The sequence below is a fragment of the Micromonospora sp. DT231 genome (genome assembly GCF_049847025.1).
Taxonomy (GTDB): domain Bacteria; phylum Actinomycetota; class Actinomycetes; order Mycobacteriales; family Micromonosporaceae; genus Micromonospora.
Genome location: NZ_JBNCNO010000002.1, coordinates 500,101 through 515,289, shown reverse-complemented (window position 1 = coordinate 515,289; position 15,189 = coordinate 500,101). Strand labels below are relative to the sequence as shown.

Below are 15,189 nucleotides of genomic sequence, written 5' to 3'. Positions count from 1 at the left end.
TGCTGCGCGCGGTGCGGTTCCGTCGGCGCCTGCCGATGGAGTCGCTACGCCCCTGGGTGGAGCACTACTGGCTGATCGACTGGACGTTGAGCGCACCGTTCGAGCAGCGTGTCGTGCCGCATCCGGCGGTGAACGTGGTGTTCCGGCGTGACAGTGACGGGCCGGAGTCCGGCGAGGTGGCCGGGGTGGGCAACGACCTGTTCCGGATCACGCTCACCGGCACCGGACGGGTCTGCGGGGTGCAGTTCCGCCCCGGCGGGTTCCACTCGTTCTGGCGTCGGCCGGTCACCGAACTGACCGGCCGACGGGTGCCGCTGCCCGCTGGCCGACTGGCGGCACCCCACGAGGTGGTGTGCGCGGCCACCGACGACGAGCGCTGCCGCGCGTTGGACGCCCTGCTCACCGCCTGGAGCCCGGAGCCGGACCCGATGGCCGAGGAGGCCGTCCGGCTGGCCGAGGCGATCCGCGCCGACCGGACGGTGCTGCGGGTCGACGACTTCGCCGCGCGGCAGGACGTTCCGGTTCGACGGTTGCAGCGGCTCTTCACGGAGTACGTGGGGGCCGGGCCGAAGTGGGTGATCCGCCGCTACCGCCTTCAGGAGGCCGTCGAACAGGCCGCTGGTGGCCCGCTGAGCTGGGCGGATCTTGCCGCCGACCTCGGCTACAGCGATCAGGCCCATCTGGTCCGCGACTTCACCGCCGTGGCCGGGGTGTCACCGGCCGCCTACGCCCGCTCGGTGCGCTGAAGCAGGCCAGCACCGCAGGAAGCCCAGCCCCAGCAGCGCAGGAAAGCCGGCCAGCAGCGCAGGGAAGCACGCCAGCGCCGCGGGGAAGCCGGCCAGCGTCGCTCAGCGGCGGCGCAGGACGACCACGGCGACGTCGTCCTGGATCTCCGGTGGGGCCAACTCCACCAGCAGCCGGGCGCAGAACCGGTCCAGGTCGTCGTCGACAGTGGCGGCGACCGCGGCCAGCGCGGCCAGCCCCTCGTCGATCGTGGCGTCCCGTCGTTCGATCAGCCCGTCGGTGTAGAACACGAGCGTGGCACCGGCCGGCAGCACGAACTCCAGGTCGGCCGGGCGCGGCGCGCGGACGCCGAGCAGCGGCGCGGAGTGCTGCACGAACTCGACCTTGCCACCCAGGTTGAGCACCGGCGGAAGGTGCCCGGCGCTGGCCAGCCGGACCCGCCCGGTCGGCGGGTGCAGCAGCAGTACGCAGAGCGTCGCCAGTTCGTTCGGCAGCAGTGTCCGCATCAGCTCGTTGACCCGGTGCAGGATCTCGCCGGGCTGGTGCCCCTCCACGGCGTACGCCCGCACCGCGTGTCGCAGCTCGGCCATCACTGTCGCCGCGTGCAGCGAGTGGCCGGCCACGTCGCCGATCGCCAGCAGCAGGTGCCCGTCGAGCATCACCAGCTCGTAGAAGTCGCCGCCCACCTCGGTCTGCGCGCTGGCCGGCTCGTAACGCACCGCGAGGTCCAGCCCGGCGACCGTGGGCAGCCCGCGCGGGAGCAGGCTGCGTTGGAGGGTGACCGCGATCCGGTGCTCCTCGTCGAAGGAGCGCTGCCCCTCCACGGCCGCCGCCACCGCCTGGGCCAGTTGCTTGAGCACCGGAGTTCGAGCGGTCTGGGTGGCGGTCGGTACCACCACGTACAGCGGGGCGCGATCCTCCCGCAGCCGGGCGGCGGCGACCGTCACCGTGTCGTCCGCCGGCCAGTCGACCAGGGCCCAGTTCGCCGGGGTCTCCACCCGAACGGTGGCGCCGGTCGGCACTCCGGTGTCGTCGACGACCCACGGCACCACCTCGGCCGAGGCGCCGGGACCGGCGCAGATCCCCGCGAGGCAGTCACCGTCGAACGTCTCGGCGATCACCGCCGCCGGGCTCTTGAAGATCAGGGCGGCCCCCTCCGCGGCGGCCTCCAGCAGGCGTGCGAAGGTCGGCGCGGCGTGCACCGCCACTGTCGTGTCGGCCAGCCCGAGCAGGCGCTCGGCGAGCAGTTCGGCGCGCTGCCGGGCCTGGTAGTAGCGCAGCACCGCCCGTGTGGTGGCGATCAGCTCTTCCGGCTCGATCGGCTCGGTCAGGTACGCGTCCGCGCCCCGGGTCAGCCCCTGGGCTCGGTCGGCCACGTCCACGGCGTGCGCCGACACGTGGATCACCGGCATCGCCGGATGACGGGCCTTTATCTGTTCGCAGACCTCGTACCCGCTCAGGTCGGGCAGCCGGACGTCGAGGACTACCAGGTCGATCCGGTCCACCTCGACCCGCGCCAACGCCTCGGCGCCGTTCTCGGCTTCGAGCACCGTGAACCCGGCCCGGGTCAGCCAGCTGACCAGCAGGTAGCGCTTGGTACGACTGTCATCGACCACCAGGATGGTCGTCGGCACGCCGTCCACGCCGTCACGCCTCCCCGGCGGGCAGGGAGACGGTGAACGTGCTGCCCTGGCCCGGCTCGCTGGTCAGCTCCAGCGTCCCACCGAGCAGCGTCACCAACCGCCGGGCGTACGGCAGGCCGAGGCCGGTGCCGCCGACCCGGGTGGCGCCGGGCACCTGGTAGAACTCCTCGAAGATCCGGTCGTGCAGCTCGGCGGCGATGCCGGGGCCGGTGTCACTGACCTCGAAGTACCACCTGTCGCCGTGCTGGCGGGCCCGCAGTCGCACCTCGCCGCGCTCGGTGAACTTCAGCCCGTTGTGCAGCAGGTTGCGCAGCACCTGGCCGAGCAGCACCTCGTCGGTGCGCAGCGTGGCCGGCGCGGTCGGCTCCTCCACCACCAACTCCACCCCCGGGCGGGTGGCGAGGGCGCGCATCGTGCCGCGCAGTTGACCGAAGACCGGGCGCAGGTCGACGTCCGCCCACTCCGGCTCGATCCGGCCGGACTCCGCCTTGGCGAGGTCCAGCAGCTCGTTCACCAGATTGAGCAGGTCCGCCGCCGACGAGCGGATCAGCTCGACCTGGCGATCCTGCTCCTCGGTGAGCGGGTCGGAGGCGGAGTCGGTGAGCAGCCGCCCCAGCCCGATGATCGCGGTGACCGGGGCGCGCAGCTCATGGCTGACGTTTGCCAGGAACCGGCTCTTCGACTCGCTCGCGGCGCGCAGTTGCGCGGACTTCTCGTCCAGCTCGGCGTAGAGGGCGACGACGCCCCGGTTGGTCTCCTCCAACTCCTCGGTGAGCTGGTTGTAGAGCGCCAGCACACCCCTGTTGGTCTCGGCCAGCTCCTCGTTCAGCACGGCCAGCTCGTCGCGCTGACTGCGCACCTCGTCGAGCGCGGCGATGAGCTGCCCGTTCTGCACTGTCAACTCGTCCAGCGCGCTGGCCGGCGCGATACTGCCGAGTTCCGTACGGAACTCGGCGAGCCGCTCCGGGGTCGGCGTCGGCGCGTTGGCCGGAACTCGTCGGGACATCCGTACGACCGTAACCCCCTCGACGGTCGCCACGCTCAGTCTGTCGACCAGTCGGGACACCGCGCCGGACCGGGGCTGGTAGTCACCGTCGGGGAGCGCGGTTACCGGGGCCAGGTCGGCGCGCAGGTGGAAGCGGCCGTCAGCGCCCGCGTCGACGTGGAAGGAGACGTCCGCGCCGCCGGTCGTGTGCAGCAGGTCCCGGGCCACCTCGCTGAGCGCGGTGGCGATCCGCACCTGGTCCTGGCGTTCGAGGCCGACCACCGTGGCCACCTCACGGCCGCGTTGGCGGATCACGAAGATGTCCTGCTCGACCCGCAGCGCCATCTGCAGCAACGGCAGCGCCGGCTCGCCGGTCATGCCCAGGACCTCGCGACCAGTACGCAGGCGTCGTCTCGTCGTACACCCGCGTCGCGTAGGAGGGTCGCGGCCATCACCAGCGGGGATCGTTCCGCCAGACCGGGGTAGTCGGTCAACCGCCAGCGGTCGACCACCCCGTCGCTGTGCATTACCAGTCGAGCGCCCGGAGCGAACGGGTAGTCGTACTCCCGGATCGTCGGCCGCTGGTGACCGGCGATGCCGGGCAGTGACACCAGCCCTCGGCGCTGACCGTCACCCTCGACGACCACGCCGGAGATGTTACCCAGCCCGGCGTAGCGCAGCATGCCGGCCGCCGGCGCCAGCTCGGCGACCGCGAGCGCGGCGCCCCGGGTGTGCGACATGCTCCGGTGCAGGTGACCCACCACCGCCGCCGGTGGCCCGGCCGGGGCGTTGCGGAACGCGGCGAGCGCCGCGTCGGTGGCGGCGCCGGCGAGTGGGCCGTGCCCGAGCCCGTCGCTGACAAGCACCTGGTGCCGCCCGTCGGCGATCCGTACGGCGTACCCGTCGCCGCTCACCGTCTCGCCGGTCAGCGGTCGGGTGAGGGCGCCGGCCCAGGACGGCTCAGCCGGCTCCGCCGGCCAGATCTGCACGGCGAGGACGGTGCCCCGGCCGGGCAGCGAGTATCCGTCGAACCAGCTGGCCTGCCGGACGATGGCGCCCAGACCGATGCCGAGAGTGCCGGTGGTGGAATGCCCGTCCTGTGACGAGACGGTCAGGTCGGCCATGCCGGGGCCGGAGTCGATGGCGATCAATTCCACGCCGGCCTCCCCGGCCCGGCGTACCGGCCGGAGCAGCAGGACGCCGTCGTCGGCGTGCTTGACCAGGTTGCTGGTGAGCTCGGCGGCGACGATGGCCAGGTCGGCGATGCGGGCCGCACTCAACTCCACCTGCGCGCCGAGGCGTTCGGCGGCGCGCCGCACGGCGCTCGCCGTGCTGCTGGCCTCCACCCGGAACCAGATGCCGCTGTCGGTGACCGGATCGGCGTTCACCGGGACCACTTGGTGACCGTGATCCGCGTGCCGGTCTCCGGAGACGTCTCGATCTCGAATTCGTCGACGAGTCGGCGGGACCCGCTGAGCCCGAGGCCCATGCCGCCGCCTGTGGTGTAGCCATCGGTGAGGGCCATGTCCAGGTCCGGGATACCCGGCCCGGAGTCGGCGAAGACGATCCGGACGCCCGTGCGCCGGCCGTTCTCCACGGTTGTCACCTCGACCGAACCGCCGCCGCCGTACACCAGGGTGTTGCGGGCCAGCTCGCTGGCCGCGGTGACCACCTTGGTCTGGTCGACGAGGGACAGCTTGACGGCCACCGCCACGCTGCGGACCAACTGTCGGACCCGCACCACGTCCTCGTCGCTGCGGACCGACTGCGCCTGCGGCTGGCCCAGGTCGATGTCCGCGGTCACGTCGTGGCCGTCTCGGCGTCCGGATCGTCGTCGAGCTGGTAGTCGAGCTCGTCGGCGTGGGCCGCCGCGATCAGCTCCATGCCACGCTCGACGTTCAGCGCGGTACGGATGCCGTTGAGCGAGAGCCCCAGTTCGACAAGGGTGATGGCGACGGCGGGACGCATCCCGACCACCACCGTTTCCGCGTCGAGCACCTTGGAGATCGACGCGATGGTGGAGAGCATCCGCCCGACGAAGGAGTCGACGATGTCCAGCGCGGTGATGTCGATGATGACGCCGTGGCAGCCGGTGTCCACGATCCGCTCGGCGAGATCCTCCTGGAGCTGGACCGCCGTCTGGTCGGACATGTCGAGCTGGATGGAGACGAGCAGGATGTCGCCGATCTTGAGGATCGGCACCCGTTCCATCAGACGCCCCGGCGCGGCTGCTGGCGGCGGGCGGTCTCCACCCCGGTGAGCCGCAGCACGTGACGCAGCGCGTCGGCGAGGCTCGCCTTGGTGGCGATGTCACCGAACTCGATGCCGAGCGCCACGATGGTCTGCGCGATCTGCGGGCGGATGCCGGAGATGATGCAGTCGGCGCCCATCAGCCGGGCGGCCACCACGGTCTTCAGGATGTGCTGGGCGACCTGGGTGTCCACCGCCGGGACGCCGGTGATGTCGATGATCGCGTACGGGGAGCCGGTGTCGACGAGGGTCTGCAGCAGCCGCTCCATCACGACCTGGGCCCGGGCCGAGTCGAGGGTGCCGACCAGCGGGACGGCCACCACGCCCTCCCAGAGCTTGACCACAGGCGTGGAGAGTTCGAGCAGTTGCTCGGCCTGATCGGCGATCAGGCTCTCCCGGGTGCGGACGAAGCTCTCGAAGGTGAACAGGCCCATCTCGTCGACGAGCTTCGAGAAGGCGACGAAGTCGTGCAGCGCGTTGGCGCCGCCGGCCTCCTGCACCAGCTCGGCCAGCACGTCCTTGAGCGCGAAGATGCTGACCGTGGTCTCGGTGGCGGAGAAGCCCTGCCGGGCCCGGCCACGGGACAACTCGGAGAGCGCGGCGCGCAACTCGGCGGCATTGTCGGCGGACAGATCGATGTCGCCCTGCTCGCCGGCGGCGACGAGAACGCGGTGCAGGTCCTGGACCTGCCGGCGCAGCTCGGCCTGGCTCAGCCGGCCACGCAACGAACTGGTGACGATCTCGGTCCACCGAGACGTGACCCGTTCGGCCTGCCCGCTGAGCAGCGCGGCGAGTCGACCACTTTCTTCGGTGCTCAACGCCATTTGGAACCCCCTTGACCTGGACCGGGCGGACTCTATCACCGGGGCCTGATCAACTACTTGCCCCGTAGCAACGGAATGACGACGGCCATCGGGTCCCGGCTCCCGTTCTGCGTACGACCCCGGTCGTGGGATACCGTTCCCCCGATAACAGGAGGTCTGGCAAATGTCCTTGACGGTGCACACGGAACAGCGCGGCGACGTGGTCGTCGTGTCGGTCGCGGGCGAGCTGGACATGGCCACCGCACCGCAGTTGCAGGACCAGATCACCGACCTGCTCGACAAGGGTCGTAACCGGCTGGTGTTCGACCTGGCGGACGTCTCGTTCTGCGACTCGACGGGCCTGTCGGTCTTCGTCCGCGCCAAGAACAGCTGCGACGAGGCCGGCGGCGTGGTGCGTCTGGCCGCCCCGCAGCGGGGTGTGTTGCGCATCCTCGAGGTGAGCGGGCTGGTCGAGGTGCTGCACACCTACCCGACGGTGGACGAGGCAGTCGCCGGCGAGCCGACGCCGGCCTCCTCCTGAGCTCTGCCGTTCGTCACTCGTCCTCGACGTAGCGGGGACGAGCGATGGCCATGCCCGCTGCCGTCTGCACGGCGAGCGCGCCCAGCAGGAACCCGAGCGGCGCGGTCCAGCCGCCGGTGACCTCGTAGAGGATGCCGACCATCAGCGGGCCGAGGGCGGCGATCACGTACCCGGTGCTCTGCGCGAACGCGGAGAGCGCGACGGTCCCCTCGGCGGTGCGGGCGCGTAGACCGATGGCGGTCAGGATCATCGGGAACGCGCCCTGGCCGATCGCCAGGAGCGCGACCCAGAGCAGCGCGGCACCGCGCGGGGCGAACGCCAACCCCAGGTAGGCAAGCGTCGACGCGGTGGTCAGCCCGAGCACCAGCGGACGCAGGTTGCCCAGTCGGCCGGCCACGGTGGGCATCAGCAGCGCGATCGGCACGCCGAGCGCGGTCACCCCGGCGAGCAGCAGTCCGGCCGACTCCGGGTGGTAGCCGGCGTCCCGGAACAACTGGGCCAGCCAGCCCATGATCGCGTACCCGCTGAGGGACTGCGCCCCGAAGTAGACGGCCATCGCCCAGCCGAGCCGGGTCCGTGCCGGCCGGACGCGCACCGGCGCGGCGACGGCCGCCGTCGGGGTCGAGCGCCGCGCGCCCGCCCGGGTCCGCAGCGCGAGTGGCACCCACGGGAGTACGGCCACCGCGGCCATCACGGCCCAGGCGCCCAGCCCGGCCCGCCAGGAGCCGAAGGCGTGCGCGATCGGCACCGCGGAGGCCGCGGCCACCGTCGTGCCGACTGTCAACGCCATCGTGTACGCGCCGGTGACCAGGCCGGTGCGCTGCGGGAAGTGCTGCTTGACGAGCATCGGCAGCAGGATGTTGGCGACCGCGATGCCGGACAGCGCCAGCGCGCTGGTGAGCACGAAGATCAGGGCCGAGTCGGTGGCGACCCGGAGCACCTGGCCGACGGCGAGGGCGAGCATGGCGACCACAAGCACCCGGGCCGGCGCCACCCGGCGGACCAGCCACGGGGTGAGCGCGCCGAGGCCGGCGAACGCGATGGTCGGCAGGGTGGTGACCAGACCGGCGGTGGCGCCGGAGAGGCCCAGCCCGTCGCGGACCTCGTCGAGGAGCGCGCCGAGGCTCGTCACGACGGCCCGCAGGTTGAGCGCGACCAGCAGCATCCCGACCAGCACCAGCGCACCGCCGGTCGCCGGGTGCGTCCGCCGGCCGACGTCGGGGTCCCGCGCCGGGCGGGGGTCGACGGCGACGGGAGCGGGCGGTGCCGGAGCGGCGACTGGTGGCGGGGTCATGACCTCTAACCTACAATCATGGGATGAATTTGGGACCGGTGATGTAACCAGTGCCACCGTCGGTTGAATTCCCCTCCGCACCGCAGGTGCCGCCCCACGGCCAGCCCGCCGTGCCGCCCCCCGGCCAGCCCTCCGTGCCGCCCCGCGGCCACCGGGTCCGGCAGACCATCGAGCAGCTCCGCGCCCGGATCCTCGGCGGCGAGTGGCCCGTTGGCGGGCGCATCCCCACCGAGCCGCAGCTCGTCGCCGCGCTGGGCGTGGGGCGCAACACCGTCCGGGAGGCCGTCCGCGCCCTGGTGCACGCCGGGGTGCTGGAGTGCCGGCAGGGCTCCGGCACGTACGTGGTGTCCACCGACGAGCTGGCGCCGGTGGTCGCCCGTCACCTCGGCGACGACCGGATGACCGAGGTCATCGAGGTGCGGCGCGCCTTCGAGGTGGAGGCCGCCCGGCTCGCCGCGCTGCGGCGTACCCCGGAGGACCTGGCGGCGCTCGACGGCGTGCTGGCCGAACGCGAGGCCGCCTGGCGCGGCGGCCGGGTCGACGCGTTCGTCGAGGCCGACGCGGCCCTGCACACGGCGGTGGTCGCCGCCGCGCACAACGGCATGCTCGCCGAGCTGTACGCCTCGGTCGGCACCGCCCTGCGCAGCACCGTCGCCCAGGCGATGGGTGGCGCGCTCACTCCGGAGCGCTACGTCGACCACACCCGGCTGGTCGAGGCGATCCGGGACGGCGATCCGGATCGGGCGGCGATCGAAGCCGGCGCTTTTCTGGAACCCGCCGAACGGGCATAGGTTGTGCCCGACAGAAAAGCGGACACCTCGGGAGTACGGATGCTCAAGGGTTTCAAAGACTTCATCATGCGCGGCAACGTCGTCGACCTGGCGGTCGGCATCGTGATCGGCGCCGCGTTCACGGGCGTGGTCACCCAACTCACCAAGTCGTTCCTCGAACCACTGATCAAGGCACTCGGCGGCGGCACCGGCCTGTCGGCTGGCAAGTGGGAGATCAGCGACGAAAACTTCGTGGACTGGGCGGCGTTCATCAACGCCCTGATCACGTTCCTGCTCACGGCCGCGGTGCTCTACTTCTTCGTGGTGTACCCGATGAACAAGCTGGCCGAGCGGCGGCGTCGGGGCGAGGAGCCGCCGCCCGCGGCGCCGAGCGAGGAGGTCAAGCTGCTCACCGAGATCCGGGACGCGCTGGTCTCCGCCGGCCACACCACCCCTGGTCAGCAGCGCGGGGCGCTCGACGATGTGCTGGGCCGCCGTCCCGAGCCGCCGACGCAGCGCTGACCCGAACGGATGCACATCGGCCCCTGCGGGATTCCCGCAGGGGCCGCACCTTCTCGTACGTGTGTTCGATAGAGTCCCGCCATGGAGCAGCGGAAGCACTTGTGGAACGGGAAGTGGGGGCGGCTGGCCCGACGGGACATCTTCCTCCGGGTGGACGCCGACCGGTGGCACGTCGAGCAGCGGGCCGGCGGGGCCGAGGGCATCTCCCGGTTCTACGAGTACGGCAGTGCGGACGAGGCCGAGGACACCGTGCGGGCGCTCCTCGAGGGTCCGGACACCTGGCGGGAGTTGTCCCCCCGCCCGCCCGGCGGCTGGACCCTCCCGAACGGCTGAGCAGCCAGGCGGCGTGACGCTCCGGCCCAGCCATGGGTCCCACCGCCTCCGCGCGGAGCGGGCGGGCGTTTAGCGGCGCGCCGCCCTGGGAACCGCAGCGGGATGGACCAGCAGGACGAGCAGCAGGCGACCATCTCACGGATCACCACCGGGATGCCGGTGATCGACTCAGCCGGCACCGAGGTCGGGACCGTGGACCTCGTCCAGCGGGGTGACCCGAACGCGGTGACCGTCCAGACATCGACCGCCGACCCGGGCAGCAGCCTGGACGAGCTGATCGAGGCGACCGCGGTCGAGGAGCCCGACGTCCCGGCCGATCTGGCGGCGCGGCTGCTGCACAGCGGCTATCTGAAGGTCACGACCGACCTGACCCGTACCGGCGCGGTCTACGTGCCGGCCGACCGGATCGGGTCGGTGGCCGACGGACGGGTGCTCCTGGCCGTCGGTGTGGCCGACCTGCCGCCCGAGGAGTGACCCCACCGCCCTGATCGACCCCGGGTTCACGGAAATCGGGGCGTCCGGAGCCTCGGGACAACCCGACGTCATGAAACCCGAGTGGATCTCTCCGGCGCCGCGGGAGCGGGCTGGTCTGGCACCGCGGGAGCGGCGTGGTCCGGCGCGGCGAGGGCGGGCTGGTCCGGTGCCGTGCGGGTGGGCTGGTCGGGCGAAGGTGGGGCGGGTGGGCGGCGGTGGAAGAGCAGCAGCATCAGGCAGCCCGCGATCAGACCCCAGAACGCCCCGCCCACGCCGATCAGGGTCACCCCGGAGGCGGTCACCACGAAGGTGACCACGGCGGCCTCCCGGGTCGCCGGATCGGTCACCGCCGCGGCGAGCGCGGTGGCGAGGGCGCCCAGGAGGGCCAGCCCGGCCACCGCCTCGATGAGGATCGGCGGGGCGACCGCGACCAGCGCGGTTGCCACGCCCGCACCGAGGCCGAGCAGGGCGAGCCCCGCACCGGCGGTGACCGAGGCGACCCAGCGGCGCTCCGGGTCCGGATGGGCGTCCGGGCCGGCGGCCAGCGCGGCGGTGATCGCCGCGAGGTTCACCGCGTGCCCACCGGCCGGGGCGGCGAGCAGGCCGGCCAGGCCGGTGGCTCGCAGCGCGGCGCCGAACGGCGGCCGGTAGCCGTAACCGGCAAGCACCGCCATGCCGGGTACGTTCTGCGCGGCCATGGTGACCAGGAACAGCGGTAGCGCGAGGCCGACAAGCGCCGACGCGTCCCAGGCCGGCGCGGTCAGGGTGATCGACGGGGCCAGCGCGGCGCCGGCCAGTCCGGCCGGCGGCGCGGTCAGCGCGATCGCGACCACCGCCACCAGCAACGCGCCGGGCACCGCCCAGCGGCGGGCGAACCGGTGCAGCAGCAGCCAGCCGATCACCACCGGACCCGCCACCCGGGGCAGCTCCACAAGTGCGCGGACCGGGGCCGTGCACAACGGGAGCAGCACCCCGGCGAGCATCGCGCCGGCCACCGGCTTGGGGATGGCGGCCACCGCACGGCCGAGTGGCGGAAACAGCCCGGCCGCCACGATCAGCGCACCGGAGACGAGGAAGGCGCCCACCGCGACCGGCCAACCGCCAGGCGGCGCGCCGGTGGCCACCAGCAGCGCCGCGCCCGGCGTGGACCAGGCCACGCTCATCGGTATCCGGTGCCGCCAGCCCAGCCAGGCTGCCGCGAGCCCGCACGCCACGCAGAGGGCGAGCAGGCCGGAGGCGGCCTGCGCGTCCGACGCGCCGGCCGCCCGGAGCCCGGCCAGGACGACTGTGAACGAGCTGGCGAAGCCGACCAGGGCGGTCACCACGCCGGCCAACACCGGTTGGACGCGTCCGGCCATGTCCACCCTCCCGGAGTGTTCCGTTTACGGAACAACAGTCTGTAGCACGATAGCCGGGTGCCGCAGCCACCACCAGCCCGCCGCCCCGGCCTCGACGTGGATCCCGCCGTCGTCGGCCGCCGCGTCCGCGCCCTGCGCGAGGAGCGGGGGATTTCGCTGTCCACCCTGGCCCGGCTCGCCGGCATCGGAAAGGCCACCCTCTCCGGCCTGGAGCACGGCACCCGCAACCCGACCCTGGAGACGCTCTGGGCGGTTACCGCGCAGCTCGGCGTACCGTTCACCGCCCTGCTGGCCGAGCCGACCGCCGGGCCCACCGCGCAGGGCACCGCGGTCACCGCCACCCTGCTGGAGGTGTTCACCGACACCGACGCGACCTACGAGCTGTACCGGATGCGGGTCGCGCCCGGCCCCGGGCAGGTCTCCCCCGCCCACCAGCCCGGGGTCACCGAGCACGTCACCGTCTTCGCCGGGGTGCTGCGCGCCGGTCCGACCGACGCGCCGCTGACCGCGCCTGCCGGTGGTCACCTCCGTTGGGTGTCCGACGTCCCGCACAGCTACGCGGCGGTGGGAGACGAGGAGGTCGCCGCCAGCCTCCTGCTGCGCTACCCGCGGCGCTGAAGGCTCGGCCGATCGGTCACGCACCGTTGGGTTCGTCGACGAAAATCGCAATCATTTCTCGACGCACGCAGGAGGCGTAGAGACGAAGGCGGGGTGTTCTTGGCAAGCTTGACCCCATGACGCTGATCCTCCGCTCGGTCATCCTCAACGACATCGGCCTGGTCCGCACCAACAACGAGGACTCCGCCCTCGCCGGTGACCGCCTGATCGCCGTCGCCGACGGCATGGGCGGGCTGCCCGCGGGCGAGGTGGCGAGCGAGATCGTGATCCGGATCCTGGACGAGCTGACCCCGCCCACCGACCCCGACGGCGCCGCCGACGCCCTGCGTGCCGTGGTCAGCACCGCCAACCAGCGCATCCACGCCGCCATCACGGTCGACCCGAGCCGCGACGGGATGGGCACCACGCTCACCGCGGCGCTGCTGGCCGGCGAGACGCTGGTCCTGGCCCAGGTCGGCGACTCCCGCTGCTACCTGTTGCGCGACGGGGAGCTGACCCAGCTCACCCGGGACGACACGTTCGTCCAGGCCCTGGTCGACCAGGGCACCCTCGCCCCGGAGCAGGCCCGCCACCACCCGCAGCGGTCCCTGGTGACCCGGGCCGTGCAGGGCGCCGACACCCCACCGGCGGTCGGTGTGCTCGCCGTGGTCCCCGGCGACCGGCTGTTGCTGTGCAGCGACGGGCTCTCCGACTACGTCGAGGACGACGCCATCGCGGCGACGCTTGGCATGTACGCCGACCGCCAGCAGTGTGGCGAGCAGTTGGTGAAGCTCGCGCACCACGCCGGCGCACCTGACAACGTCACGGTCGTGGTCTCCGACGTCGTCGCCCGCTGACCGGGACGGCTCCCTCGGCGGCTCACCCGAACCAACCGGTTCGGGTACCGCCGGCCATAGTAGGTAGTTGTGCCATCTAGCTTGCACCGCTACTGTCCGACGCGTGGATTCCGACAGGCGCGGGCAGTGGCTGCGGGGGGTGCTCGACATCTGCGTGCTGGCCCTGCTGGCCGACGGCGAGTCCTACGGCTACCAGCTCGCCCAGGCGCTCGACGCCGCGGGCATGGGGCCCATCCAGGGCGGCACGCTCTATCCCGTGCTGCTGCGCCTGCAGAAGACCGGCCTGGTGACCGCGCGGTGGCGGGAGGGCAGCGCCGGTCCGGCCCGCAAGTACTACCGGCTCACCGACGACGGGTACGCGGCACTCCGCGCGGGCGGCAGCGCCTGGCTCACCTTCGTCCAGCCGGTGAACGACATCGTCACGAAGGGGGTCACCCGGTGAACGCCGACGATTGGCTGCGAACGCTCACCGCCGAGCTGCACCAGCGCCGGGTCGCGGCGGACGCCGCCCGGCACGTGGTCGCCGAGGCGGCCACACACCTGCGCGAGGGTGGTGGCGACCCCTGGGTCGTCTTCGGCCCACCCCAGCAGTACGCGGGCGCGGTCGTGGAGAGCATCGGTACCGCGCCCGGACCACGCCCCGGACCGGTCCGGCTGCACGCCGAGGGCATCACCAAGCGGTACGGACGACAGACGGTGCTGCACGACGCCACGCTCACCGTCCGGGCCGGACAGATCGCCGCCGTCGTCGGGGCGAACGGCTGCGGCAAGAGCACCTTCCTGCGGATCTGCGCCGGCCTGATGTCACCCGACGCCGGCGAGGTGACCGTCTCCGGCCGGCTCGGCTACTGCCCGCAGTCCGGTGGCACCGCCGACTTCCTGCTCGCCGACGAACACTTCGTGCTCGTCGGCGCCGGTCGGGGCGTGGCCCGCGGGCCGGCGCGCCGGGCCGGTCGGGCGGCGGCGCGGCAGCTCGGTTGGGAGGCCGGCGGGGACGTGCAGGCCCGCCACCTGTCCGGCGGCACCCGGCAGAAGCTCAACCTGACCATGTCCACCCTCAGCGCCCCGGACGTGCTGCTGCTCGACGAGCCGTACCAGGGCTTCGACCAGGGCACCTACGTCAACCTCTGGGACCAGCTCAGTCGGTTGCGCGACGGCGGCGCGGCAATCGTCGTGGTGACCCACCTGCTCAACCAACTCGACCGCGTGGACCTCGTGCTCGACCTGACCCCGACGCAGGAGGCCGGGTGGCACGCGCCACGTGTCCAGGGAGGCCGCCGGTGAACCGGCTCGTCGTCGTCGCCGAGATGACCCTGCGGGAGCTGCTGCGGCGTCGGGGCGTACTCCTGCTGTTGTTGTCGATGCCGTTGACCTTCTACCTGATCCGGCGGGACGCCTACCTCGGGCAGTCGGTCCGCTCGCTGCTGCTGGGCGTGGGCTGGGCGGTGAGCACCGCCGCGCTGTTCGCCACCACCGCGGCCCGCGAGTTGGAGCCGAGGCTGCGGCTGGCCGGCTACCGGCCACACCATCTCTACCTCGGCCGGGTGCTCGGCCTGTGGACGGTGGGGCTGGTCATCTCCGTGCCGTTCTTCCTGCTTCCCATGCTCGACGGCGCGGACCTGCGGTACGGCGGTCTGGCCGCCGCGCTGCTCTGCTCCGTCGCGGTGGCGGCGCCGTTCGGGATGCTGATCGGCGCGCTGCTGCCCCGCGAGATGGAGGGGACGCTGCTGCTGCTCACCGTGGTGACGGTGCAGATGTTGATCGACCCGGCCGGGTCCGGGGCGAAGCTGACGCCGTTCTGGTCGACCCGGGAGATCGCCACCTGGGCGGTGGACCACACCGACCAGGGCTACCTGTCCCGTGGCGTGCTGCACGGTCTCGCCGTCACCGCCCTGCTCGTCATCGGTGTGGCCGCGGTGGTCAGCATCCGCCTGCGCCGCCGCCGGCACCTGCGGCACCTGCCGGTCGGATGACCGGCGCGGATACCGCGAATCCGGTTGCCGGGGCCTGCACGGCAG

19 protein-coding genes are annotated in these 15,189 nt (G+C 72.6%); 11 read left to right on the top strand and 8 right to left on the bottom strand.

All coding sequences use genetic code 11. The features are described 5' to 3' along the window. The first annotated feature begins 11 nt into the window (after window positions 1–11). Window positions 12–746, top strand: a complete 735-nt coding sequence (locus ACPXBU_RS07275; RefSeq protein WP_393365515.1) for a DUF6597 domain-containing transcriptional factor — start codon at window positions 12–14, stop codon at window positions 744–746. A gap of 102 nt (window positions 747–848) precedes the next feature. Here the strand turns inward: ACPXBU_RS07275 and ACPXBU_RS07270 are convergent, their stop codons facing one another. Genes ACPXBU_RS07270 through ACPXBU_RS07245 form a run of 6 tightly spaced genes read right to left on the bottom strand, consistent with a single transcriptional unit; the run spans window position 849 to window position 6,446 of the window. Next, complete coding sequence (locus tag ACPXBU_RS07270) at window positions 849–2,387, bottom strand: SpoIIE family protein phosphatase (RefSeq protein ID WP_393365514.1); 1,539 nt, start codon at window positions 2,385–2,387, stop codon at window positions 849–851. A gap of 4 nt (window positions 2,388–2,391) precedes the next feature. Continuing rightward, window positions 2,392–3,750, bottom strand: coding sequence for a sensor histidine kinase (locus ACPXBU_RS07265; protein WP_425757285.1), 1,359 nt, complete (start codon window positions 3,748–3,750; stop codon window positions 2,392–2,394). Beyond that, complete coding sequence (locus ACPXBU_RS07260) at window positions 3,747–4,760, bottom strand: SpoIIE family protein phosphatase (protein ID WP_393365512.1); 1,014 nt, start codon at window positions 4,758–4,760, stop codon at window positions 3,747–3,749. Before ACPXBU_RS07260 ends, ACPXBU_RS07265 begins: the two co-directional genes overlap by 4 nt. Then, window positions 4,757–5,176, bottom strand: a complete 420-nt coding sequence (locus ACPXBU_RS07255) for an ATP-binding protein (protein WP_393365511.1) — start codon at window positions 5,174–5,176, stop codon at window positions 4,757–4,759. The genes ACPXBU_RS07260 and ACPXBU_RS07255 overlap by 4 nt, the downstream gene beginning before the upstream one ends. Next, entirely contained in the window at window positions 5,173–5,583 is a 411-nt protein-coding gene (locus ACPXBU_RS07250; protein ID WP_393365510.1) for an STAS domain-containing protein, read from the bottom strand. Before ACPXBU_RS07250 ends, ACPXBU_RS07255 begins: the two co-directional genes overlap by 4 nt. After that, window positions 5,583–6,446 (bottom strand): STAS domain-containing protein, encoded by an 864-nt coding sequence (locus ACPXBU_RS07245; RefSeq protein WP_393365509.1) that lies wholly within the window; start codon window positions 6,444–6,446, stop codon window positions 5,583–5,585. The genes ACPXBU_RS07250 and ACPXBU_RS07245 overlap by 1 nt, the downstream gene beginning before the upstream one ends. 163 nt (window positions 6,447–6,609) lie before the next feature. On the opposite strand from ACPXBU_RS07245, the gene ACPXBU_RS07240 reads away from it, so the two are divergent. Continuing rightward, the gene (locus ACPXBU_RS07240) at window positions 6,610–6,966 is read left to right on the top strand and encodes an STAS domain-containing protein (RefSeq protein WP_007454464.1); all 357 of its coding nucleotides are present in this window, start codon (window positions 6,610–6,612) and stop codon (window positions 6,964–6,966) included. Window positions 6,967–6,979: 13 nt separating this feature from the next. On the opposite strand, the gene ACPXBU_RS07235 is transcribed toward ACPXBU_RS07240, so the two are convergent. After that, window positions 6,980–8,131 (bottom strand): MFS transporter, encoded by a 1,152-nt coding sequence (locus ACPXBU_RS07235; RefSeq protein WP_425757557.1) that lies wholly within the window; start codon window positions 8,129–8,131, stop codon window positions 6,980–6,982. Window positions 8,132–8,370: 239 nt separating this feature from the next. Between ACPXBU_RS07235 and ACPXBU_RS07230 the strand changes: the two genes are divergently transcribed. From ACPXBU_RS07230 to ACPXBU_RS07215, 4 genes are all read left to right on the top strand, one after another. Continuing rightward, on the top strand, window positions 8,371–9,051 hold the full coding sequence (locus ACPXBU_RS07230; protein ID WP_425757556.1) for a FadR/GntR family transcriptional regulator: 681 nt from the start codon (window positions 8,371–8,373) through the stop codon (window positions 9,049–9,051). Between the two features lie 39 nt (window positions 9,052–9,090). Next, window positions 9,091–9,552: a large conductance mechanosensitive channel protein MscL gene (gene mscL, locus ACPXBU_RS07225; protein WP_425757283.1), complete on the top strand. Its 462-nt coding sequence runs from the start codon at window positions 9,091–9,093 to the stop codon at window positions 9,550–9,552. A gap of 81 nt (window positions 9,553–9,633) precedes the next feature. Then, window positions 9,634–9,885, top strand: coding sequence for a hypothetical protein (locus ACPXBU_RS07220; RefSeq protein WP_393365505.1), 252 nt, complete (start codon window positions 9,634–9,636; stop codon window positions 9,883–9,885). A gap of 102 nt (window positions 9,886–9,987) precedes the next feature. Next, entirely contained in the window at window positions 9,988–10,359 is a 372-nt protein-coding gene (locus tag ACPXBU_RS07215; protein WP_425757281.1) for a hypothetical protein, read from the top strand. A 68-nt stretch (window positions 10,360–10,427) separates the two neighbouring features. Here ACPXBU_RS07215 and ACPXBU_RS07210 read toward each other — a convergent pair whose 3' ends face one another. Further along, window positions 10,428–11,717 carry a benzoate/H(+) symporter BenE family transporter gene (locus tag ACPXBU_RS07210; RefSeq protein ID WP_425757279.1) on the bottom strand — a complete coding sequence of 430 codons (1,290 nt, stop codon included), beginning with the start codon at window positions 11,715–11,717 and terminating at the stop codon, window positions 10,428–10,430. A 57-nt stretch (window positions 11,718–11,774) separates the two neighbouring features. Between ACPXBU_RS07210 and ACPXBU_RS07205 the strand changes: the two genes are divergently transcribed. From ACPXBU_RS07205 to ACPXBU_RS07185, 5 genes are all read left to right on the top strand, one after another. Further along, window positions 11,775–12,335, top strand: coding sequence for a helix-turn-helix domain-containing protein (locus tag ACPXBU_RS07205; protein ID WP_425757277.1), 561 nt, complete (start codon window positions 11,775–11,777; stop codon window positions 12,333–12,335). A 116-nt stretch (window positions 12,336–12,451) separates the two neighbouring features. Beyond that, window positions 12,452–13,171: a PP2C family protein-serine/threonine phosphatase gene (locus ACPXBU_RS07200; RefSeq protein WP_393365500.1), complete on the top strand. Its 720-nt coding sequence runs from the start codon at window positions 12,452–12,454 to the stop codon at window positions 13,169–13,171. 103 nt (window positions 13,172–13,274) lie between these two features. Further along, on the top strand, window positions 13,275–13,613 hold the full coding sequence (locus ACPXBU_RS07195) for a PadR family transcriptional regulator (RefSeq protein WP_425757275.1): 339 nt from the start codon (window positions 13,275–13,277) through the stop codon (window positions 13,611–13,613). Further along, window positions 13,610–14,455 (top strand): ATP-binding cassette domain-containing protein, encoded by an 846-nt coding sequence (locus ACPXBU_RS07190; RefSeq protein WP_393365496.1) that lies wholly within the window; start codon window positions 13,610–13,612, stop codon window positions 14,453–14,455. Before ACPXBU_RS07195 ends, ACPXBU_RS07190 begins: the two co-directional genes overlap by 4 nt. Then, window positions 14,452–15,144 (top strand): ABC transporter permease, encoded by a 693-nt coding sequence (locus ACPXBU_RS07185; RefSeq protein WP_393365495.1) that lies wholly within the window; start codon window positions 14,452–14,454, stop codon window positions 15,142–15,144. Before ACPXBU_RS07190 ends, ACPXBU_RS07185 begins: the two co-directional genes overlap by 4 nt. Window positions 15,145–15,189 lie beyond the last annotated feature (45 nt).